The following is a 19,259-nucleotide window of genomic DNA, read 5'->3' as shown; positions in this document are numbered from 1 at the left end:
AAACGTCGCCCGCGCAGTCTCGACGAGCCTCTCCCGTCGAGGTTAACGGCGGGTGATGGCCAGGCGAACACTCTCCAACGTACTCGGCACGGATGTGGCTCTGTTCTAGCAGTCCACCAGACGTTCACTAACCTGAGGTTCATGTCCTCCCCCTGGCTGGTGCCGTTGTCTCTGGCATTCGGCATCATCGTCGGAGCGGGCCTCGTCCTGCTCGTGGTGGCTTCCGTGCAGCGGGGCCGTCGAGCCCGGGCGCTGAGCGATGCGTCTCTGCCCGACGGGATCGGCGCGATGCTCGACACCCTCGAGTCGGCCGGGTTCGTCGTCGACCCGTCGAACAACGTGCAGAAGGCCTCGGCGATGGCGATCGCCAACGGTCTGGTGCAGGCGCATCAGGTGGTCCACCCTGAGATCGTCGACCTCATCGAGACGGCGCGCAACGAAGACCACCCGGTCACCCGGCAGCTGCTTCTCGCTCGGAGCCTCCGGCAGGAGACCGACCTGCGCATGCTGGTGCGCGCCTCGCGACTCGGAACGCGATACGTGGTCGTGCTCGCCGAGGATCACACCGAGACGCACCGCCTCGAAGAGGTCCGGCGCGACTTCGTGGCGAACATCAGCCACGAGCTGAAGACGCCCATCGGCGCGGTCGGGCTGCTCGCCGAGGCCATGGAGTCAGCCGCCGACGACCCCGAGCAGGTGCGGCACTTCGCCAAGAGCCTGATGCGCGAATCCCTTCGCCTCGGCCGCCTCACGCAAGACATCATCGAGCTCTCGCGCCTGCAGTCGGCCGACCCGCTGAGCGGACCCGAGCTCGTCGACGTGCGCTCCGTCATCAACGCCGCGGTCGAGCGCAACCGGGTCGAGGCGGAGGCGCGCGGCATCGAGATCATCACGCGCGGCGGCAAGCACGCCAGCATCGTCGGCGACAGCGAGATGCTGGCCGTCGCCGTGCACAATCTCGTCGCGAACGCGGTGCACTACTCGCCCGACGACTCCCGCATCGGCATCGGCGCGAACGTCACCGACCGGGGCATCGTAGAGATCGCTGTCACCGACCAGGGCGACGGCATCGCCGACGGTGAAAAGGAGCGCATCTTCGAGCGCTTCTACCGGATCGACCCGGCTCGATCACGGCGCACCGGCGGCACGGGCCTCGGCCTCGCGATCGTCAAGCACATCGTTCAGAATCACGGCGGCGACATTCGACTCTGGTCGCAGCTCGGTTCCGGCTCCACCTTCACGATCCTTCTACCCGAGGCCTCGACGGCCACGGTTCCCGTCCGAGGAGAGAACGAATAATGACCCACATCCTTATCGTCGAAGACGAAGAGTCCCTGTCCGAGCCCCTCGCCTTCATCCTCGAGCGGGAGGGCTACCAGGTCACCGTGGCCGACGACGGGCAGAAGGCCCTCACAGCGTTCGACCGCGAGGGTGCCGACCTCGTGCTTCTCGACCTCATGCTCCCCGGTCTCTCCGGCACGGAAGTCTGCCGTGAGCTGCGCAACCGCTCGCAGGTGCCGATCGTGATGCTGACCGCCAAAGACAGCGAGGTCGACATCGTGGTCGGGCTCGAGCTCGGCGCCGACGACTACGTCACGAAGCCGTACTCGACCCGCGAGCTCCTCGCCCGCATTCGGGCCGTTCTCCGTCGCCGCGTCGACCTGGAGGAGTTCTCCGACTCGCTCCTCACCGCCGGCGCGATCTCGATGGACGTCGAACGGCACGTCGTCACCGTTCGCGGCACTGACATCGCGATGCCGCTGAAGGAGTTCGAGCTCCTCGAACTGCTGATGCGGAACGCGGGTCGCGTTCTCACCCGCGGCCAGCTGATCGACCGGGTCTGGGGCTCCGACTACTTCGGTGACACCAAGACCCTCGACGTGCACATCAAGCGCATCCGCTCGAAGATCGAGGAAGTGCCGTCGGAGCCGGTGGCGCTCGTCACCGTGCGCGGCCTTGGGTATCGCATCGAGGCGTAGCTCCATCGCCCCGCGCGGCGAGGCGTAGCTCCATCGTCCGGGCCGGCCCGGCAATTGCGCCGAACGTGAACGACGAAGGCCCCGACCATCTGGTCGGGGCCTTCGTGCGAAGCGGGGGCTGTTCTAGCCCGCCGGCGTGGTTTCGGTCTCGGTGGGCTCGGTGCTGCGGGGCTCCGACGTCGCGATCGTGCCGGTCGAGGGGCTCGGCGAGGGAAGCAGTGTGGCGTACTGGGAGAGAGAGCCGTCGAGCACGGGAACGTTCAACTTCTTGCCGGTGTCGGTGCCCGACTGAATGAAGACGGTGAGCAACGAGCCCGGCTGCTTGCCGATGCCGTTGAGGATCGTCTGCTTCTGGCCGCCCTGCGTGCCGCGGTCGGTCTCGCCGTTCGCGGCCACCGGAATCACGGCGGTTTCGGTCGACCCGAGCGCCTGGTACTGGAACTTGACGTCGGCGGCGGACGAACCGTTGTTGATGACCACGACGCTGAGGCTCGCCTCGTCGCCGTTCTCGGTGAAGACGATGGCGTTACGCACCTCGATGTCGCCGACGGTGGTGTTGACTCCGTCGCTCGCGTCGTAGATCTCGGTGGTCGTCTGCGGGCTGATGAAGTTGCACCCCGCGGTGAGGACCATCACGGCTCCGGCAATGACGACGGCTGCCGTGGTGCGTGCTCTCACAGGTTCCTCCATAAAGGTGACGATTTGCCCTTTCAGCCTAGCCTAGGAGCGTCGGCGAGGTTTCCATGACCGCTCGCCCGAGACCGACCCCGTGGTAATCTGGCGCCCCCAGAAACGGAGCCCCCATGCACTTCGAGGTCGGTGAAACGGTCGTGTATCCGCACCACGGAGCGGCCGAGATCACGGCGGTCAAGACGCGAGTGATCAAGGGCACCGAGAAGCTCTATCTGACGCTCCGGGTCACGCAGGGCGACCTCGTCATCGAGGTGCCGGCCGAGAACGTCGACCTCGTCGGGGTTCGCGACGTCATCGGCAGAGAGGGCGTCGAACAGGTCTTCGACGTGCTTCGAGAGCCGTTCACCGAAGAGCCCACCAACTGGTCGCGCCGGTACAAGGCGAACGTCGAGAAACTCGCGTCGGGCGATGTTGGCAAGGTGGCCGAGGTCGTGCGCGACCTGTGGCGCCGTGACCACGACAAGGGTCTCTCCGCGGGCGAGAAGAGCCTGCTGGCGAAAGCGCGTCAGGTGCTCGTCTCCGAGCTGGCTCTGGCCGAACACATCGACGAGACCGCGGCGCAGACGCGGCTCGACGAGGTTCTCGCATCGTAGGCGCGGGCGCAGACCGGCCGAACCGCGCGGTGATCGTCGTCGCCGCGGGTTCGGGTACGCGACTGGGCGCGGGCCGGCCGAAGGCCTTCGTGGAGGTCGCCGGTCGAACGATTCTCGAGTGGGCGCTGCGCGGGATCCTCGGCTCGTCCGCCCCGTTCCAGATCGTGCTCGTCGTACCCGCCGACCTCGTCGACGAGGCGCGGTCGATCGCTGAGGCGACTGCGGGGCACGTGGCCCACCTCGTGACAGTGACATCAGGATCCAGCACTCGCCAATCCTCCGTCGCCCGAGGGCTTGCCCGGGTCGCTGACACCGCCCGCACCGTGCTCGTGCACGACGCGGCTCGCTGCTTCACGCCCTCCCCGCAGTTCGATCTCGTGGCCTCGGCCGTCGAGTCGCTCGGCCACGGAATGGTTCCTGGGCTGCCCGTCAGCGACACGATCAAGCGGGTCGACGCGGCGGGCGCGGTCGTCGACACGGTCGACCGGTCGGAGCTCGTCGCGATTCAGACGCCGCAGGGGTTTCCGCGGGCCGAGCTCGACGCCGCGTATGCCGGCGCACTGGCCGGCTCCTCGCCGGTCGATGCCCCGCCCGTCGAAGCAGTGCCCGTTGAAGCAGTGCCCGTTGAAGCAATGCCTATTGAATACACCGACGACGCCGCGCTCTTCGCCGCGGCGGGCCACGAGGTGACCGTTGTCGCGGGTGCCGCCGAGGCGTTCAAGGTCACGACGCCGTGGGATCTCCAGCGGGCCGAGATGCTCGCGGCCGACCTCGTCGCGCCCAGCGCCCCCGGGCCCGCTCTCCCCGCCGACGTGCAGCGCGTCGGCATCGGCATCGACGTGCACGGCTTCGACGTCGACCAGCCCCTTCGCCTGGGTGCGCTCGACTGGCCGGGCGAACCCGGTCTCGCCGGCCACAGCGATGGCGACGCGGTCGCTCACGCGATAGTCGACGCGCTGCTGTCCGCCGCGGGAGAGGGCGACATCGGCTCGCGCTTCGGCACGGCCGATCCGCGCTACGCCGGGGCGTCGGGCGTCGTCTTCCTCGAGGGCACGCGCGAGATCCTCGACGCGGTGGGCGCCACCGTCGTGAACGTCGCCGTGCAGGTGATCGGCAATCGCCCCCGCCTCGCGAAACGGCGGGTCGAGATGGAGACGCAACTGACCAGGATCCTGGGCGCTCCCGTCTCGGTCTCGGCCACGACCACCGACGGGCTCGGCTTCACCGGCCGAGGCGAGGGCGTCACCGTGATCGCGACGGCTCTCGTGTCAGTGCGGTCGACCCCTGTGGAGACCCCGGCGGTACCGCCCGCCTAAACTGTGGCGGTGACCATTCGCCTCTACGACTCCCGAACGCAGTCGGTCGTCGACTTCGTCCCGCTCGTCGACGGCAAAGTCGGTCTCTACGTCTGTGGCCCGACGGTGCAGTCGTCGCCGCACATCGGCCACCTCCGCTCCGCGCTGGTCTACGACCTCTGGCGTCGCTGGTTCGCTTACCGCGGCCTCGACGTGACCCTGGTGCGGAACGTCACCGACATCGACGACAAGATCCTCGCCCTCGCGTCCGACGCGACCGAGGAGTGGTGGGCGCGGGCCTACCGGTACGAGCTCGAATTCACCGCGGGCTACAACGCGCTCGGCATCCTTGCGCCGACCTACGAGCCACGGGCCACCGCGAGTGTGACCGAGATGCAGACGATCGTCAGTCGGCTCATCGAGCGGGGCCACGCGTACCCGGCCCCCGACGAGTCGGGCGACGTCTACTTCGACACGGCGTCCTGGCCCACGTATGGCGCCCTGACCAACCAGAAGCTCGACGACATGGCCTCGGCCACCGACGCCGACCCGCGCGGCAAGCGCGACCCCCGAGACTTCGCCCTCTGGAAGGGCAGCAAGGCGGGCGAGCCCGAGTCGGCCAGCTGGGTGTCGCCCTGGGGTTCCGGGCGACCGGGGTGGCACATCGAGTGCTCCGCGATGTCGCGCCGCTACCTCGGGCCCGAGTTCGACATCCACGGTGGCGGGCTCGACCTCCGCTTTCCGCACCACGAGAACGAGCTGGCCCAGTCGACGGCCGCCGGCGACGGCTTCGCGCGGCATTGGCTGCACAACGGGCTCGTCAACGTCGAGGGTCAGAAGATGTCGAAGTCGCTCGGCAACTCCATCTTCGCCTCGGAGTTCCTTGCACTGGCACGCCCCATCGTGGTGCGGTACTTCCTCGGTGCCGCGCACTACCGCTCGACGATCGATTACCACGAGGGTGCGCTCGACGAGGCAGAAGCCGCTCTCGACCGCATCGAGGTGTTCCTCGGCCGCGCCGGTCGTCGCCTTGCCGGCACTCGCTTCGCCGGGGTCGGCGCTCGCGTCGTGCCGACGGCCTTCGCCGAGGCGATGGACGACGACCTTAACGTGCCGCAGGCGCTCGCCGTGCTGCACGACACGGTGCGCCGGGGCAACGCCGCGCTCGACGACGACGACCTCGACGCGGCCGCCCGCGAGTGGCAGCACGTTCTGGCCATGGTCACCGTGCTCGGCATCGACCCGCTCGCCTCCGAGTGGAGCGGCAGTGGCGACGGCGCCGCTCAGGTGGCGCTCGGCACTCTCGTCGAGAAGCTGATCGAAGCGCGTCAGAGCGCTCGCGCCTCCAAAGATTTCACGAACGCCGACCGCATCCGAGCCGACCTGGCCGCTGCGGGCATCACCATCGAAGACAGCCCGACCGGATCGCATTGGAGCCTGGAACAGTGAAGAACACTCAAGGAGAACGAAAGGGTCGCCCCGGGGCGGTCCGCCAGGGCGGTAAGGGCAAGCAGGTCGGTTCGGGAGGGCAGGGTCGTCAGGCCCTCGAGGGCAAGAAGCCCACGCCCCGCGCCGAGGATCGTCCGTACCACCCCGCCGGCAAGCGGAAGGCTGCCCAGGATCGACTCGTCGCCGCCAAGGGTCGCGCCGGAAGCTCGGCCGAGCGCCCCATCCGCACCGCCCGCACGGCTCCCGATCGCACGGCACCGCCCCGCGGCAAGAAGCAGGCCGACGACAACGAGATCGTGACCGGCCGCAACTCGGTGCTCGAGGCTCTCCGCGCCCGGATCCCCGCCACGACGCTCTACATCGCCGCCCGTCTCGAGATGGACGACCGCGTCAAAGAGGTCTTGACCCTCGCCACGCGCCGCGGGATCCCCGTCCTCGAGGTCATGCGCCCCGAGCTCGACCGCCTCACCGGCCCCGACTCAGTTCACCAGGGGCTCGCGCTCAAGGTGCCGCCGTACGAGTACGCGCACCCGATGGAGCTCCTCGACCAGGCCGAGCGCCGCGGTCAGAAGCCGCTCTTCGTCGCGCTCGACGGCATCACCGACCCTCGCAACCTCGGGGCGATCATCCGCTCCGTCGCCGCGTTCGGAGGCCAGGCCGTCATCGTCCCGCAGCGTCGCAGCGTCGGCGTGACCGCGTCGGCGTGGAAGACCTCCGCCGGTGCCGCGTCGCGCGTGCCGGTCGCGATGGCCGCCAACCTCACCCAGACGCTCAAGGCCTTCAAAGACCGTGGCGTCTTCGTGCTCGGCCTCGACGGTGGCGGCGACGTGCAGCTGCCGGGGCTCGACCTCGCCGACCAGCCGCTCGTGATCGTCGTCGGCAGCGAGGGCAAGGGTCTCTCGCGCATTGTCACCGAGACCTGCGACGCGATCGTGTCGGTGCCGATCACGGCCTCGACCGAGAGCCTCAACGCCGGTATCGCCGCGAGCGTGACGCTGTATGAGATCTCGAAGCTGCGCGCCGAGCGCAAGAACCAGAAGTAGCCCCGCCGCACGCCTGCACCCGCACGATCGGCACAGACCCGCACGATCGGCACAGACCCTCGCCCTAGGAGAGGTGTCTACGCCGACCGTGCGGGTCTTGTCGTCGGTGAAGCAGTGCTTCATACCTTCGAGCGCCAGTCCTCGTCGTCGTCTTCGTCGGCCTGGATGGCCACGGGCAGAGTGATCGCTCCGGTCGGCGGCGCGATGACCATCTGCTCGTCGCGACGGTGCCGCAGCACCTCGTTGATGTACGACGTCAGCGCCTCGGCGATGGGCACATCGCGGTTCTCCGCCTGCGATTGATACCAGCGGTGCTCCAGCAGCTGGTGAAAGACCTCGGCGGGCTCGAGTCGGCCACGCAGGTCGCGGGGGATCGAGCGGATCACGGGCTCGAACACGCGGGCCGCCCACTCGTGCGCGACCATCTCTTCGTCGAGCTCCGAGCGGTCGTTCTTCGACCGGTACGCGTCGAGGTCGTTGAGCAGCCGACGAGCCTGGTTCTCTTGGGCGTCGAGCCCCGTGAGTCGCAGGAGCCTCCGCGAGTGGTGGCCGGCGTCGACGACCTTGGGCTGGATCTTGACCTGTGTTCCGCCCTCGGTCGTCTTGATCGCGAGTTCTTCGATGTCGAAGCCGAGGTCGTTGAGGCGTTCGACGCGGTCGTTGATGCGCCAACGCTCCGAATCGGAGAAGGTCTCGGTGCCCGTCAACTCTTTCCAGAGGCTGCGGTACTTCGCGACGATCCCGGCCGAGACCTCGACGGCATCGAGGTCTTCGTCAAGGCGGTCTCCAGCCTCGAGGTCGAGGAGCTCGCCGGCGATGTTGACGCGGGCCACTTCGAGGTCGTTCTCCCGTTGGCCGTTCGAGAGGCCGCCCGGGTAGAGCTTGCCGGTCTCAGCATCGACGAGGTAGGCGGCGAAGGCGCCAGCGTCCCGCCGGAACAGTGTGTTCGACAGCGAGACGTCACCCCAGTAGAAGCCGATGATGTGCAGGCGCACGAGCAGCAGGGCGAGCGCGTCGACGAGTCGCGCGGCGGTGTCGGGTCGCAGTCGCTGCGAGTAGAGGGCGCGGTACGGCAGCGAGAACTTGAGGTGGCGCGTGACCAGCACCGGGTTCAGCTCGTTGCCGTCGTCGTCGTGGCGGTTCGTGATGACGGCGAGCGGGTCGACGCAGGGGATGTCCATGCGCTGCAGTGTTCGCAGCATCTCGTATTCGCCCCGGGCCATCTCGCCCGACGTCTCTTTGATGGCGATCACGTATCCGCTGAGGTAGGCGAACCGCACCAGGTGCCGCGAGATCCCCTTCGGCAGCGTGGCGATCGAGTCTTCCGGCCACACGTCGAGGGGCAGGTTCCACGGCAGGTCGAGCAGGGCGGGGTCGGCCGTCGCCGAGGTGATGTTGAGGGAGGTCACGGGTTTCCGTTCGGAGGGGAGCGCAGGATCCGGGCAGTCGTTACACGAGAACAGCCCGCCCGGCCCCTCGATCGTGATCGGGGTGGCACGGGCGGGCCGTCTCTGGGGTGTGACTAAGCGGACACCACGGCCTTGTCGCCGAGGCGGAGGCCCGACTCGGTGTCGAAGACGTGCAGGTGGTGCGCCTGCGGCGTGATGAACACGGTATCTCCGGCGGAGGCGTGCGTGCGGCCGTCAACGCGGGCGACGATGTCGGCGCGCTGGCCGTTGACGTCGGCGTGACCGTAGAGGTAGCCGTCGGCGCCGAGCTCTTCGACGACGTCGACCGCGACCTTGAGGCCTTCGCCCGAGGTGCTGACGACGACGTCTTCGGGGCGAACTCCGACGGTGACGCTCTTCGAGGTGGCCTGCGAGAGGATGTCGCGCTCGATCGAGGCGACGCTCGAGCCGAACTGCACTCCGCCGTCGACGACGTCGGCGGGGAGGAGGTTCATGGCGGGCGAGCCGATGAAACCGGCGACGAACACGTTGTCGGGCTTCTCGTACAGGTCGCGGGGGGTTCCGACCTGCTGCAGCACGCCGTCTTTCAGCACGGCGATGCGGTCGCCCATGGTGAGCGCCTCGGTCTGGTCGTGCGTGACGTAGACCGTGGTGACGCCGAGGCGGCGCTGGAGCGAGGCGATCTGCGTGCGGGTCTGGACGCGGAGCTTGGCGTCGAGGTTCGACAGCGGCTCGTCCATGAGGAACACCTGGGGCTGGCGGACGATCGCACGGCCCATGGCGACGCGCTGACGCTGACCACCCGAGAGGGCCTTCGGCTTGCGGCTGAGGTAGGGCTCGAGGTCGAGCAGCTTGGCGGCTTCGAGCACGCGGGTGGCGCGCTCTTCTTTGCCGACGCCGGCGATCTTGAGCGCGAAGCCCATGTTCTCGGCGACGGTCATGTGCGGGTAGAGCGCGTAGTTCTGGAACACCATCGCGATGTCGCGGTCTTTCGGCGGAACGTCGGTGACGTTGCGGTCGCCGATGAGGATGTCGCCCGAGTTGACCTCTTCGAGGCCGGCGAGCATGCGCAGGGTGGTCGACTTGCCGCAACCGGAAGGGCCGACCAGCACGAGGAATTCGCCGTCGGCGACCTCGAGGTCGATGCCGTCGACCGCGGGCCGGGTCGAACCGGGGTAGAGACGGGTTGCCTTGCTGAACGTCACAGACGCCATGATGTTTCTCCTTCACCGGCAGGTACGTGCCGGACGATCCGTAGTGAATGGATGACAGTCAGTCGAGGCGATCCTCGCTGACGGCCTCGCTCATTATGGCATTCCGAACCGTCCAGTACACCCCCCGCTTGGGGGTAGAACAATTCGAGGGCATTCGCCCGCGTGGACTTTGGTTCGGAAAAGCTTCTACGCTGGTCCGAGATCATGACTGACAACGAACCGGGCCAGACGCCGGAAAACCGCCGGGGCGAGAGTTCTTCCGCCCGAAATCATCGACGGACGGCGGCTCGCCAGAAGGCGCAGCTCGCCCGTCGCAAGCAGAAGGCGCGGGCTCGTCGTGGGCGGTGGGCGATCATCGCCGGAGTGGCCGTCGTCATCATCGCTCTCGTGGTCGGTGCCACCATCGCGATCCGCGGTTCGGTTCCCGAGGCCGGAAAGACCCCGGCGAACATGGTCGGCGACGGGATCCTGATCGGCAAGGGCTTCAAGGCCGTGTCCGGCGAGGCGACTTCCCAGTCGTCCTCTTCCGGCTCTTCTACTCCGCAGTCGTCGTCGTCCGCGACCTCGACGTCGACTCCCACGTCGACCGCTCCTGCCGCCGATACCGTCACCATCTCGATCTATCTCGACTATCTCTGCCCCGTGTGCGGCGAGTTCGAGAAGGCGAACAACGACTACATCAAGGGCCTGGTCGAATCGGGCGCGGCGACGGTCGAATATCACCCGATCGCCATCCTGACGAACATGTCGCTGGGGTCGAAGTACTCCCAGCGAGCTGCCGCTGCGGCAGCCTGCGTCGCCAACTACTCGCCCGACGCCTACTTCGACTTCAATACGGCCATGTTCGACCGGCAACCCGACGAGCAGACCACTGGGCTCTCGAACGCCCAGCTGATCTCGTTGATCAAGGGCGTCAGCGGAATCACTAACACGAGCCAGATCTCGAAGTGCGTGAACGATCAGACGTACGCCTCCTGGGCTGTCTCAGCCACCCAAAGGGCGCTCGCCGGGCCGCTCGACGGCACCGCCGTACCAAAGATCACGTCGACGCCGACGGTGCTCGTCAACGGGCAGCAGTATCAGAACATCTCGCCCTTCACCCCCGAAGACTTCAGCAACTTCGTGGTGACCGCGGCGGGCAACAGCTACACCGACACGGCCACCTCGTCGCCGTCGCCCACACCCTCGCCCACTCCGACGAAGACCTCCACACCCACGAAGAAGAAGTAGCACTCAGGCGGTCGAAAGTCTGCGCAGCTCCACGTCGCGGATCACCCCGGCGTCGAGCACGAGTGTGAGATAGGTGCGGTAGGGCTGGCGGCGGCGATCGGTCGGCGATCCCGGGTTCAGGATCCGCAGCCCGCCGTCCGAGGTTGAATCCCACGGAATGTGGCTGTGCCCGAAGATCACGAGGTCGGCGTCTCCGAAGAGGGCGTCGAGTCGCGTCTCGCGTCCGACTTTGCTCCCCGTCTCGTGCACGACGGCGAGGCGGACTCCCTCGATCTCGGTGCGCGCCACGAGCGGCAGGCGGTCGTCGAACTCGGGCCCGTCGTTGTTGCCGCGGACCGCGATCAGGGTGGACGCACGATCCTCGAATTCGTCCAGTAGAGGTAGGCGGTTCCAGTCGCCCGCGTGCACCACGACGTCGGCGCGGTCGATCTCGGCCCAGACCTCGTCGGGAAGCGCTTTCGCCCGCTGGGGCACATGGGTATCCGAAACAAGAATGAGACGCGTTGGCACGCGCCCAGAATACGGCCGACGGGTACGGTGGTGTGACCGACGACGAAAGCAGAAGACCAGTGGGCCTTTTCCGCCGCAAGACCTCATCGCCAGCCATGACGGAGGCTCCCGACAAAGTTCGGGCCCTCACCTGGTCGGCGCAGAGGAACATCTGGTCTGACGCTTTCGGGCGGCTCGCGACCCGGTGCCTCCAGATCATCCTCGTCATCATCGTGGCCACCGGCCTCGTCTTCGCGATGACCCAGTTGAGCCTGGTCGTCATCCCGGTCGTACTCGCCCTGATCGTCGCCTCGGCGATCTACCCGTTGCTCGAGCTGATGAGGCGGCACGGCGTCCCGTCGATCCTCGCGACCTGGATCGCGCTGGTCGCCATCATCGTCATTCTCGGCCTTGTGGTGTGGCTCATCGTCAACGCCGTTCAGAATCAGGTCGACGACCTCGCCAAGCAGGCCACCGCCGGTATTCGGCAGCTACAGGACTTCGCCAAAGACGGCCCCTTCCACATCACCGACGACCAGATCCAGAAGGGGCTCGACTCGGCCGTCGACTTCGTGCAGAGCGCCTCGTTCGCGAGCGGCGCGTTCGCCGGCGTCTCGGCCGCGGGCAGCTTCGTCACCGGCCTCGCCCTCTTCGTGGTTGTGCTGTTCTTCTTCATGAAAGACGGCCCCAAGATCTGGGCCTTCATGGAGCGCCCGTTCACCGGCGAGCAGTTCGAGCGTGCGCAGCGCATCGGCGAGAAGACGGTGTCGACGTTCGGCGGGTACATCCGCGGCACGGCGACCGTGGCCCTCGTCGACTCCGTCGGCATCGGCATCGGGCTCTTCGCCCTCGGGGTGCCTCTCGCGCTCCCGCTGTCGGTGATCGTGTTCCTGTCGGCCTTCGTGCCTCTGGTCGGCGCGACGGTCGCCGGGATCCTCGCCGCCCTGGTCGCTCTCGTGGCCAACGGTCTCGTGCCGGCGATCATCGTCGTCATCATCGTGATCGTGGTGAACCAGCTCGAGGGCAACTTTTTGCAGCCGGTCGTCATGGCGCGGTCCCTGTCACTGCACCCGCTGGTCGTGCTCATCGCGCTGACCGCCGGCACCATCGTCGGCGGCATCATCGGCGCCGTCCTCGCCGTGCCGATCGCCGCGGTCGCCTGGGGCATCGTCACGATCTGGAACGGCCCCGACCGGCCCGCCGAGTTCGCTCGGCAGAAGCGGCTCGAACCGAAGATGTAGCTCGCACCGAGCACGAAAGAACCCCCGGCCGATCGGCCGGGGGTTCTTTCGTCGGGGTTCTGCGAACTAGATCGTCGCGGTGTCGATCACGAAGCGGTAGCGCACCTTCGAGGCGACGACGCGCTCGTAGGCCTCGTCGATCGTGGTCGTGTCGGAGGCGTCGAGCACCTCGATCTCGGCGCCGATGTGGTGCTCGGCGCAGAAGTCGAGCATCTCCTGGGTCTCGCGGATGCCGCCGATGTTCGACCCGGCGAGGCTGCGACGGCCCATGATCAGCGATCCGGCGCCGAACGACTGCGGGTTCTCGGGCAGGCCCACGAACACCATGGTGCCGTTGAGGCGGAGGGTGCGAGCGTAGGCGTCGATGTCCATGTCGGCCGAGATCGTGTTGATGATCAGGTCGAACGACGAGCGCAGGTCGGTGAAGGTCGACGGGTCGCTCGAGGCGTAGTAGTGGTCGGCTCCGAGCTTGAGGCCGTCTTCCTGCTTCGAGAGCGTCTGGCTGATGACGGTGACCTCGGCGCCCAGGGCGTGAGCGATCTTGACGGCCATGTGGCCGAGCCCGCCCATTCCGACGACGGCGACCTTCTTGCCGGGGCCGGCGCCCCAGTGCTTCAGCGGCGAGTAGGTGGTGATGCCGGCGCAGAGCAGGGGAGCGGCCTCGTCGAGCGAGATGCCCTCGGGAATGGAGAGCACGTAGTTCTCGTCGGCGACGATCTGCTTGCTGTATCCGCCGTAGGTGTCTTCGCCCGAGTACTGGCGGCCGTTGTAGGTGGGAACGTTGCCCTTGACGCAGAACTGCTCTTCACCGGCGAGGCAGTTCTCGCACTCGCGGCAGGAGTCGACGAAGCAGCCGATGCCGACGCGGTCGCCGACCTTGTGCTTGGTGACGGCGTCGCCGACGGAGGTGACGATTCCGGCGATCTCGTGGCCGGGAACCATGGGGAAGATGGCCTTGCCCCACTCCTCGCGCGCCTGGTGGATGTCGGAGTGGCAGATGCCGGCGAAGGCGATGTCGATCTGGACGTCGTTCGGGCCGACATCGCGAAGCTGAATGGTGGAGCGCTCGAACGGGGCGCCCGCGGTGGGCGTGACGAGAGCGGAAACGGTGGTGGACAAAGAAAGTACCTCCGGGCAGACGAAACGGCCGGACGAAGAACCGCCGGCCGTCATTGGTGTTGCTTAAGCCTAGACCCGCACCCGTCGTCTGTTCTCAGTGAGCGGAATCAGCCGAGCAGATGCATCTGGTGCACGAGCGCCGCCGCACCGATGAGCGGGCTTTCGTCGGAGAGGCCCGACTTGACCACCCGGATCCTCGTCGCGTACGAGTTGTACGCCGCCTCGTCGATCACCGCGCGCACCAGGTCGAGGTAGTCCGGGCTGACCCGCGAGAATCCGCCGCCGATGGCGACGACGTCGAGGTCGAGCAGGGTCGTGACCGCCGTGATCGCCTCACCGAGGGCTGTCGCCGATCGGCGCACCGCCGACACCGCGACCGCATCGCCCGCGGCATAGCCGGCCGCGAGATCTTCGCCGCGCTCGCCGGTGAAGCCCTGCTCCTGCGCCCAGCGGACGGTGTGCGGCCCGGAGGCGAGCACCTCGAGCGTCACCGACTCGCTGGTCTCGCCGGGCGTGCGGGTAGCGATCTGCACCTGGCCGATGTGGCCGGCGTTGCCGGTGCCACCCGACAGCAGGCGGCCGTTCACGATCAGGCCGCCGCCGACCCCGGTCGAGACGGTGATGGCGAGAGCGTTGTCGACGCCCTGGGTCGCGCCGACCCAGTGCTCGGCAAGGGCGAGGCTCACCCCGTCGAGCCGCAGCGTGATCGGCACGGCATCGCCCAGCGACGAGGCGACGAGGCCCGCGACGAGCTCGCGAATCGGAAACTCGCGCCAGGCGGGCAGGTTGATGGGCGAGACGGTGCCGTGGGGCAGGTCGACCGGGCCGGCGCTGCCGATCCCGATGCCGAGCACTGTCGCGTCTGCCGGGAGTGCGGCGAGGGCGTGCGCGACGACCTCCGAAACGGCGGTCGCGAGTTCTTCCGAGGTCGACCCGTGGCCGGTCGGTCGCCGGTCGCGACTTCCGGGCAGTAGGACGCCCTCGGAATCGACCAGCGCGGACTCGACCTTGGTGCCGCCGATGTCGACGGCCAGCGCAAATTCACTCACGGCGTCATGCTAGCGGCGGGTCAGGCCTCCTCGGCAGCCGCCCGCTTCGCGGCCTTGTCGGCGTTCTGCTGCTTGACGCGGATCTCTTCGTCACGCACGAGGGCCAGGTTGTAGCGCTCGGACGAGAGCCACGGCGGCATCTCGACGAGCAGGGCCTGGATCTCGTCGGAGGTCAGGGCGTCGTCGATGCCGGCACGGGCGAGGCCCGAGATCGTGATGCCGAGCTTGCGCGCCACCTCGGGGCGGGGGTGCGGGCCGTTCTGGCGGAGGTCGACCAGCCACTCGGGCGGGTTCGACTGCAGCTCGACCAGCTGCTCCCGGGTCACCGGATTGTCTTGGAACTCCTGGGGGGTGGCCGGCAGGTAGATGCCGAGCTTCTTCGCGGCCGTGAAGGCCTTCATGTTCTGGTCGGGGCGCGACTTCTTGGTCTGACGCGTGTCGGGGGCGTCCGGCTGATCGCTGATCTCGTTGCTCATGTGCGTAAGGGTAGCCGTCCGGCATCAATCCCCGGGTGTCGGCTACTCTCGGGCCTGTGTCCTCCCTCCGTATCGCGTTCGTGCCCGGCGTCACCCTGGGCAAGTGGACCCGCATCTGGGAGGAGCGCTTTCCCGACGATCCGCTGACGTTGATCCCGTCAGAAACCGAGGATCCGACTGCTCACCTTCGTGACGACACCGCCGACATGGTGTTCGCTCGCCTTCCGGTCGAGGCTGACGGCCTGCACACGATTCCGCTCTACGACGAGACCCCCTACGTCGTGCTGCCGAAGGAGCACGCGCTCGCCGACGGCGCGAGCGTCTCGCTCGACGAGCTCGAGGGCCAAACGCGCTTCGACCTCGACCCGGCCCTCGATCTCGCCGGTGCGGTGGAGGTCGTGGCGACGGGCGCCGGTGTCGCCGTGATGCCCCAGTCGCTCGCGCGTCTCTACTCCCGTAAGGGCGTGGTCGGCCGTCGAGTCGTCGGCCTCCCCGAGACCACCATCGCTCTCCTCTGGCCGGTCGGCGATCAGACCGACGAGGTCGAGGCGTTCATCGGCATCGTCCGGGGCCGCACGGCCAACAGCTCGCGCGACCAGGAGCAGGCGCCGGCCCAGCGCCCGACCGCCAAGGCGAAGGCGAAAGCGGCGGAGGCCGCGAAGGCCGCGCGCGATGCGAAGGCCGCGAAGACCAAGGGGGCCAAAGGCATCGTCCGGCAGCCCCGCCGTGCCGCTCCCGGCCGCACCCGCGGCAAGCGCAACTAGGTCTTTCCTCTACTCCCGGGCGGTGAGTGTCCAGCATCTGCTGATGTCGAGGCCGTCGGACTAGCCGATCGTGGACGATCACCTCACCTGATCGCCAGTGGGAAGATGACGGCATGACACCGTCGTCGCAGCAAGACCAGTCGTCGCAGCCCAAGGCCGCCCTCCTCACGGGTGTCGGCCGTCGCGAGGGGATCGCCGCCGCCATCGCGCTGGCGCTCGCCGCGGACGGCTGGGATCTCGCGCTCGTCACCTGGACGCCGTACGACCGGCGCATGACGTGGGGGGAGCGGCCGGACGACCTCGCGCGTCTGGTCGATGACGTCGAAGCCCTCGGTCGGCGTGTGGTCGTACTCGAAGCCGATCTGTCGGATCCTGACGTCGCCCTCCAGCTCGTCACCAGGGCAGCCGACGCACTCGGCCCGGTGTCGGGCCTCGTGCTCTCGCACTCCGAAAGCGTCGACTCCGGCATTCTCGACACGACGGTCGAGGCGTTCGACCGGCACTACGACGTCAACGTCCGCGCCGCCTGGTTGCTGATCAAGGGTCTCGCCGAGCAGATTCCCGAGAGTGGCGGCCGTATCGTCGCGCTGACGAGCGACCACGTCGTCGACAACATGCCGTACGGCTCGAGCAAGGGTGCCCTCGACCGGATCGTGATAGCGGCCGCGAGAGAGCTCGGTCACCTGGGCATCTCGTCGAACGCCCTGAACCCGGGCCCGGTCGACACCGGCTGGATGAGCGACGAGGTCCGTGAGACCCTGACGGCCATGCAGCCGACGGGGCGGCTCGGCCTCCCCGGTGATGTCGCCAACATCGTGCGATTTCTGCTGGGTCCGGAGGGCGGCTGGGTGTCTGGCCAGCTGATCGTGAGCAACGGCGGTTTCAACGTCTGAGGGGTACCGTCGAAGCTCCGTCGAAGGAGCAGTCATGGCATTCAGCAAGGGCGACAAGATCACCTGGAACACCCCGCAGGGCGAGACCCACGGCGAGGTGGTCGACAAGCGCGTCAAAGAGTTCGAGTTCGACGGCCAGAAGTTCAAGGCCTCCTCCGACGAGCCGTACTACATCGTGAAGTCCGAGAAGTCGGGCTCCGAGGCCGCCCACAAAGAGTCGGCGCTCACGAAGAAGTAGGTCGGTCGAGGTCGCGGACCCTTCGGCTCGCGGCGACGAGTCCGGCGGCGACCAGCACAAGCGCACCGAGAGCGCTCAGCGTCAGGGGAGCACCGAACCGGTCGACGGCCGGCCCCACCGCCAGTTCGCCGAGCGGCATGCCGGCGAGTGAGGCAAGGGTCAGGCCGGCGTAGACCCGGGCCAGGTAGCTCCGCGGCACCTGCAGCTGAATCGTCACGTCGAGCGGGATCGTGAAGATCTCGAGGCCGACACTCGCGGCGAAGAGCGCCACGCTCAGCCAGAAGAACCAGTGCAACGGGTCGATCACCATCGGTCGCACGCTCAGGATCAGCGCGAGCACCCCGAGCGGCAGCGCCATCGCTGCGATCCCGACCGTCGCCGTGGCCAGTCGGAGCCGCCCACGGAGGCGCCCCGCCACAATCGCCCCGACGATCAGCCCCAGTGTCTGCACGGCCCCGGCGAAGCCCCACAGCGTCCTGCCGAACGAGTCGTCGGCCGCGAACGGACCGATCACCTGCACGCCGCCGGCGAAGGCGAACTGGGCGACGAACGACAGCGCGAGCGTGGCGCGGAGCCACGGCGACCTGGCGACGAACCGGATTCCCGCTCCGAGGTCGGCGGCGAACGAGCCACCGCGCACCGAGCCGATCGTGTCGCGGGGCAGGCCCGCGAAAGCCGCTATCGCGGCGGTGAACACCAAGGATCCGACGGCGAGCGCGATCTCCGGAGAGAACGCTCCGACCACACCCCCTCCGAGTGCGGTGCCTCCGACGAGCCCGAGGTTCATGCCCACTCGGTTCAGCACGGTCGCGTCCCTGACGTCGTCTTCGGGCACCGTGTCTCTCAGCACCGCGTTCGTCGCCGGGGCGAAGAACGCCGATCCGGCGCCGCCGAGTGCCGCGGCCGCCGCGACCAGGGGCAGCGTCGCCGTCCCGGTGGCGAGGAGCAGGGCCACGGTGGCGAGCGACGCCGCCGAGAGAACCGACGCCGCCACCGCGACCGACCATTTCGGAAGGCGGTCGGCGAGCGCGCCGCCGAAGAGGACCAGGGCGACGTTCGGCACGGATCTGCTGGCGATGACGAGCCCGAGCCCGGTGGGGCCGGCACCGAGGTCGATGGCAGCGAAGACGAGCGCGACCGGTCCCAGCCCGGCTCCCACCCACGAGAGCAGCCGACCGAGCCAGAGTGCCCGGAACGCCGGGACGCGGAGCAACGACCAGTTCATGGTCGGAGAGGCCGGAAGCACCTCGCCGGGTCGGTCCCGAGGCTCACGGGCCGAGCCTACTCACGCAAGCCCCCGAGGCGCGCCGCTGTCCCGTATCGTCGGGGTCGTGACCTCCGAGACGACGACCGGCCGGCGTGGCAGCTACGCCAAGGGGGTCGCCAAGCGCGAGGCGATTCTCGACGCAGCTCTTCCCGTGTTCGGCCAGAGCGGCTTCCACGGGGCCTCCCTTCGAGAGATCGCGCGCCAGTGCGGCGTCTCTCATCAGTCGCTCCAGCATTATTTCGCGACCAAGGAAGACCTGCTCCTCGCCGTGCTCCGACGCCGCGACGAACGGCTGCGGAGACACTTCGGCGATGCGTCCGGTATGAGGCTCGGCGAACTCCTCGATCTCGCGGAGTACAACGTCGAGGTTCCCGGCGTGATCCAGCTCTTCAACACGGCCTCCGCCGAGTCGACCAGCCCCGAGCATCCGGCGCACGACTACTACGCCGACTTCTACGAGCAGATCGTCGAGTCGACGAGCCGGTATCTCGCGGTCGCCGAGCGCCGTGGGCTCCTAGCCCCCGGATTCACCGCCGAGACGGCCGCCCGGGTGGTTCTGGCCGTGCAGGACGGCCTGCAGTTGCAGTGGCTCTACGACCGCGATGCCGTCCGGGTGGCCGAGGCGATGCGGCTCGTGATCGCCACGATCGTGACGGTGCCGCTCGCAGAACTGGACGAGCTCAGCGAGGGCTAGATCGCGCCCGGCCGAGGTCGGCGGGTGTTCTTGAGAGTGGGCGGGTGCTGCAGTACCCGCCCACCCCTAACGACACCCGCCGACTCGGCCCGGCGGTCTGCACGCGCCCGCACGCGAGCACTCC

General features: G+C 68.2%; 20 protein-coding genes. 12 read left to right on the top strand and 8 right to left on the bottom strand.

Going from position 1 to position 19,259, the window contains the following annotated elements; translation table 11 throughout:
• The first annotated feature begins 141 nt into the window (after positions 1-141).
• Together VH571_RS10120 and VH571_RS10115 are read left to right on the top strand one after the other, a co-directional pair.
• The gene (locus VH571_RS10120) at positions 142-1,299 is read left to right on the top strand and encodes a sensor histidine kinase (protein ID WP_423264445.1); all 1,158 of its coding nucleotides are present in this window, start codon (positions 142-144) and stop codon (positions 1,297-1,299) included.
• On the top strand, positions 1,299-1,979 hold the full coding sequence (locus tag VH571_RS10115) for a response regulator transcription factor (RefSeq protein WP_055965295.1): 681 nt from the start codon (positions 1,299-1,301) through the stop codon (positions 1,977-1,979). Before VH571_RS10120 ends, VH571_RS10115 begins: the two co-directional genes overlap by 1 nt.
• A 123-nt stretch (positions 1,980-2,102) precedes the next feature.
• Here VH571_RS10115 and VH571_RS10110 read toward each other — a convergent pair whose 3' ends face one another.
• A complete protein-coding gene (locus VH571_RS10110) occupies positions 2,103-2,657 on the bottom strand; it encodes a hypothetical protein (protein WP_423264444.1) in 555 nt (184 codons plus the stop codon).
• Positions 2,658-2,782: 125 nt separating this feature from the next.
• On the opposite strand from VH571_RS10110, the gene VH571_RS10105 reads away from it, so the two are divergent.
• From VH571_RS10105 to rlmB, 4 genes are read left to right on the top strand one after another with little or no spacing between them, the layout of a single operon-like run.
• Positions 2,783-3,265 (top strand): CarD family transcriptional regulator, encoded by a 483-nt coding sequence (locus VH571_RS10105; protein ID WP_123945086.1) that lies wholly within the window; start codon positions 2,783-2,785, stop codon positions 3,263-3,265.
• Positions 3,259-4,581 carry a 2-C-methyl-D-erythritol 2,4-cyclodiphosphate synthase gene (ispF, locus tag VH571_RS10100; protein ID WP_423264495.1) on the top strand — a complete coding sequence of 441 codons (1,323 nt, stop codon included), beginning with the start codon at positions 3,259-3,261 and terminating at the stop codon, positions 4,579-4,581. Before VH571_RS10105 ends, ispF begins: the two co-directional genes overlap by 7 nt.
• A gap of 9 nt (positions 4,582-4,590) precedes the next feature.
• Positions 4,591-6,009, top strand: coding sequence for a cysteine--tRNA ligase (cysS, locus tag VH571_RS10095; RefSeq protein ID WP_423264443.1), 1,419 nt, complete (start codon positions 4,591-4,593; stop codon positions 6,007-6,009).
• Positions 6,006-7,052 carry a 23S rRNA (guanosine(2251)-2'-O)-methyltransferase RlmB gene (rlmB, locus tag VH571_RS10090; protein WP_055965310.1) on the top strand — a complete coding sequence of 349 codons (1,047 nt, stop codon included), beginning with the start codon at positions 6,006-6,008 and terminating at the stop codon, positions 7,050-7,052. The genes cysS and rlmB overlap by 4 nt, the downstream gene beginning before the upstream one ends.
• 119 nt (positions 7,053-7,171) lie before the next feature.
• On the opposite strand, the gene VH571_RS10085 is transcribed toward rlmB, so the two are convergent.
• Positions 7,172-8,461: a DUF4032 domain-containing protein gene (locus VH571_RS10085; protein ID WP_123945078.1), complete on the bottom strand. Its 1,290-nt coding sequence runs from the start codon at positions 8,459-8,461 to the stop codon at positions 7,172-7,174.
• Between the two features lie 113 nt (positions 8,462-8,574).
• Positions 8,575-9,675 carry an ABC transporter ATP-binding protein gene (locus VH571_RS10080; protein WP_055965316.1) on the bottom strand — a complete coding sequence of 367 codons (1,101 nt, stop codon included), beginning with the start codon at positions 9,673-9,675 and terminating at the stop codon, positions 8,575-8,577.
• Between the two features lie 204 nt (positions 9,676-9,879).
• Here VH571_RS10080 and VH571_RS10075 point away from each other — a divergent pair, with 204 nt between their 5' ends.
• Positions 9,880-10,905, top strand: coding sequence for a DsbA family protein (locus VH571_RS10075; RefSeq protein ID WP_423264442.1), 1,026 nt, complete (start codon positions 9,880-9,882; stop codon positions 10,903-10,905).
• Between the two features lie 3 nt (positions 10,906-10,908).
• Here the strand turns inward: VH571_RS10075 and VH571_RS10070 are convergent, their stop codons facing one another.
• Positions 10,909-11,415: a metallophosphoesterase family protein gene (locus VH571_RS10070; RefSeq protein ID WP_423264441.1), complete on the bottom strand. Its 507-nt coding sequence runs from the start codon at positions 11,413-11,415 to the stop codon at positions 10,909-10,911.
• 59 nt (positions 11,416-11,474) lie between these two features.
• Between VH571_RS10070 and VH571_RS10065 the strand changes: the two genes are divergently transcribed.
• Entirely contained in the window at positions 11,475-12,635 is a 1,161-nt protein-coding gene (locus tag VH571_RS10065) for an AI-2E family transporter (RefSeq protein WP_423264439.1), read from the top strand.
• 66 nt (positions 12,636-12,701) lie between these two features.
• On the opposite strand, the gene VH571_RS10060 is transcribed toward VH571_RS10065, so the two are convergent.
• From VH571_RS10060 to VH571_RS10050, 3 genes are all read right to left on the bottom strand, one after another.
• On the bottom strand, positions 12,702-13,754 hold the full coding sequence (locus VH571_RS10060) for an NAD(P)-dependent alcohol dehydrogenase (protein ID WP_055965327.1): 1,053 nt from the start codon (positions 13,752-13,754) through the stop codon (positions 12,702-12,704).
• A gap of 107 nt (positions 13,755-13,861) precedes the next feature.
• Positions 13,862-14,803, bottom strand: a complete 942-nt coding sequence (locus VH571_RS10055) for an ROK family protein (RefSeq protein WP_123945070.1) — start codon at positions 14,801-14,803, stop codon at positions 13,862-13,864.
• Between the two features lie 20 nt (positions 14,804-14,823).
• Entirely contained in the window at positions 14,824-15,204 is a 381-nt protein-coding gene (locus VH571_RS10050; protein WP_055965508.1) for a DUF5997 family protein, read from the bottom strand.
• Between the two features lie 131 nt (positions 15,205-15,335).
• Here VH571_RS10050 and VH571_RS10045 point away from each other — a divergent pair, with 131 nt between their 5' ends.
• The 3 genes from VH571_RS10045 (at position 15,336) to VH571_RS10035 (ending at position 17,174) form a co-directional block, all read left to right on the top strand.
• The gene (locus tag VH571_RS10045) at positions 15,336-16,043 is read left to right on the top strand and encodes a LysR family substrate-binding domain-containing protein (protein ID WP_423264438.1); all 708 of its coding nucleotides are present in this window, start codon (positions 15,336-15,338) and stop codon (positions 16,041-16,043) included.
• 113 nt (positions 16,044-16,156) lie between these two features.
• Positions 16,157-16,936 (top strand): SDR family oxidoreductase, encoded by a 780-nt coding sequence (locus VH571_RS10040; RefSeq protein ID WP_423264437.1) that lies wholly within the window; start codon positions 16,157-16,159, stop codon positions 16,934-16,936.
• Positions 16,937-16,970: 34 nt separating this feature from the next.
• Positions 16,971-17,174, top strand: coding sequence for a DUF2945 domain-containing protein (locus VH571_RS10035; RefSeq protein WP_055965335.1), 204 nt, complete (start codon positions 16,971-16,973; stop codon positions 17,172-17,174).
• Here VH571_RS10035 and VH571_RS10030 read toward each other — a convergent pair.
• Entirely contained in the window at positions 17,161-18,399 is a 1,239-nt protein-coding gene (locus VH571_RS10030; protein WP_423264435.1) for an MFS transporter, read from the bottom strand. The genes VH571_RS10035 and VH571_RS10030 overlap by 14 nt on opposite strands.
• Positions 18,400-18,505: 106 nt before the next feature.
• Here VH571_RS10030 and VH571_RS10025 point away from each other — a divergent pair, with 106 nt between their 5' ends.
• Positions 18,506-19,135 (top strand): TetR/AcrR family transcriptional regulator, encoded by a 630-nt coding sequence (locus tag VH571_RS10025; protein ID WP_423264433.1) that lies wholly within the window; start codon positions 18,506-18,508, stop codon positions 19,133-19,135.
• Positions 19,136-19,259 lie beyond the last annotated feature (124 nt).

The organism is Frondihabitans sp. 4ASC-45 (assembly GCF_049472575.1).
Lineage (GTDB): Bacteria > Actinomycetota > Actinomycetes > Actinomycetales > Microbacteriaceae > Frondihabitans.
This window is presented reverse-complemented; position numbering and strand designations above follow the sequence as displayed.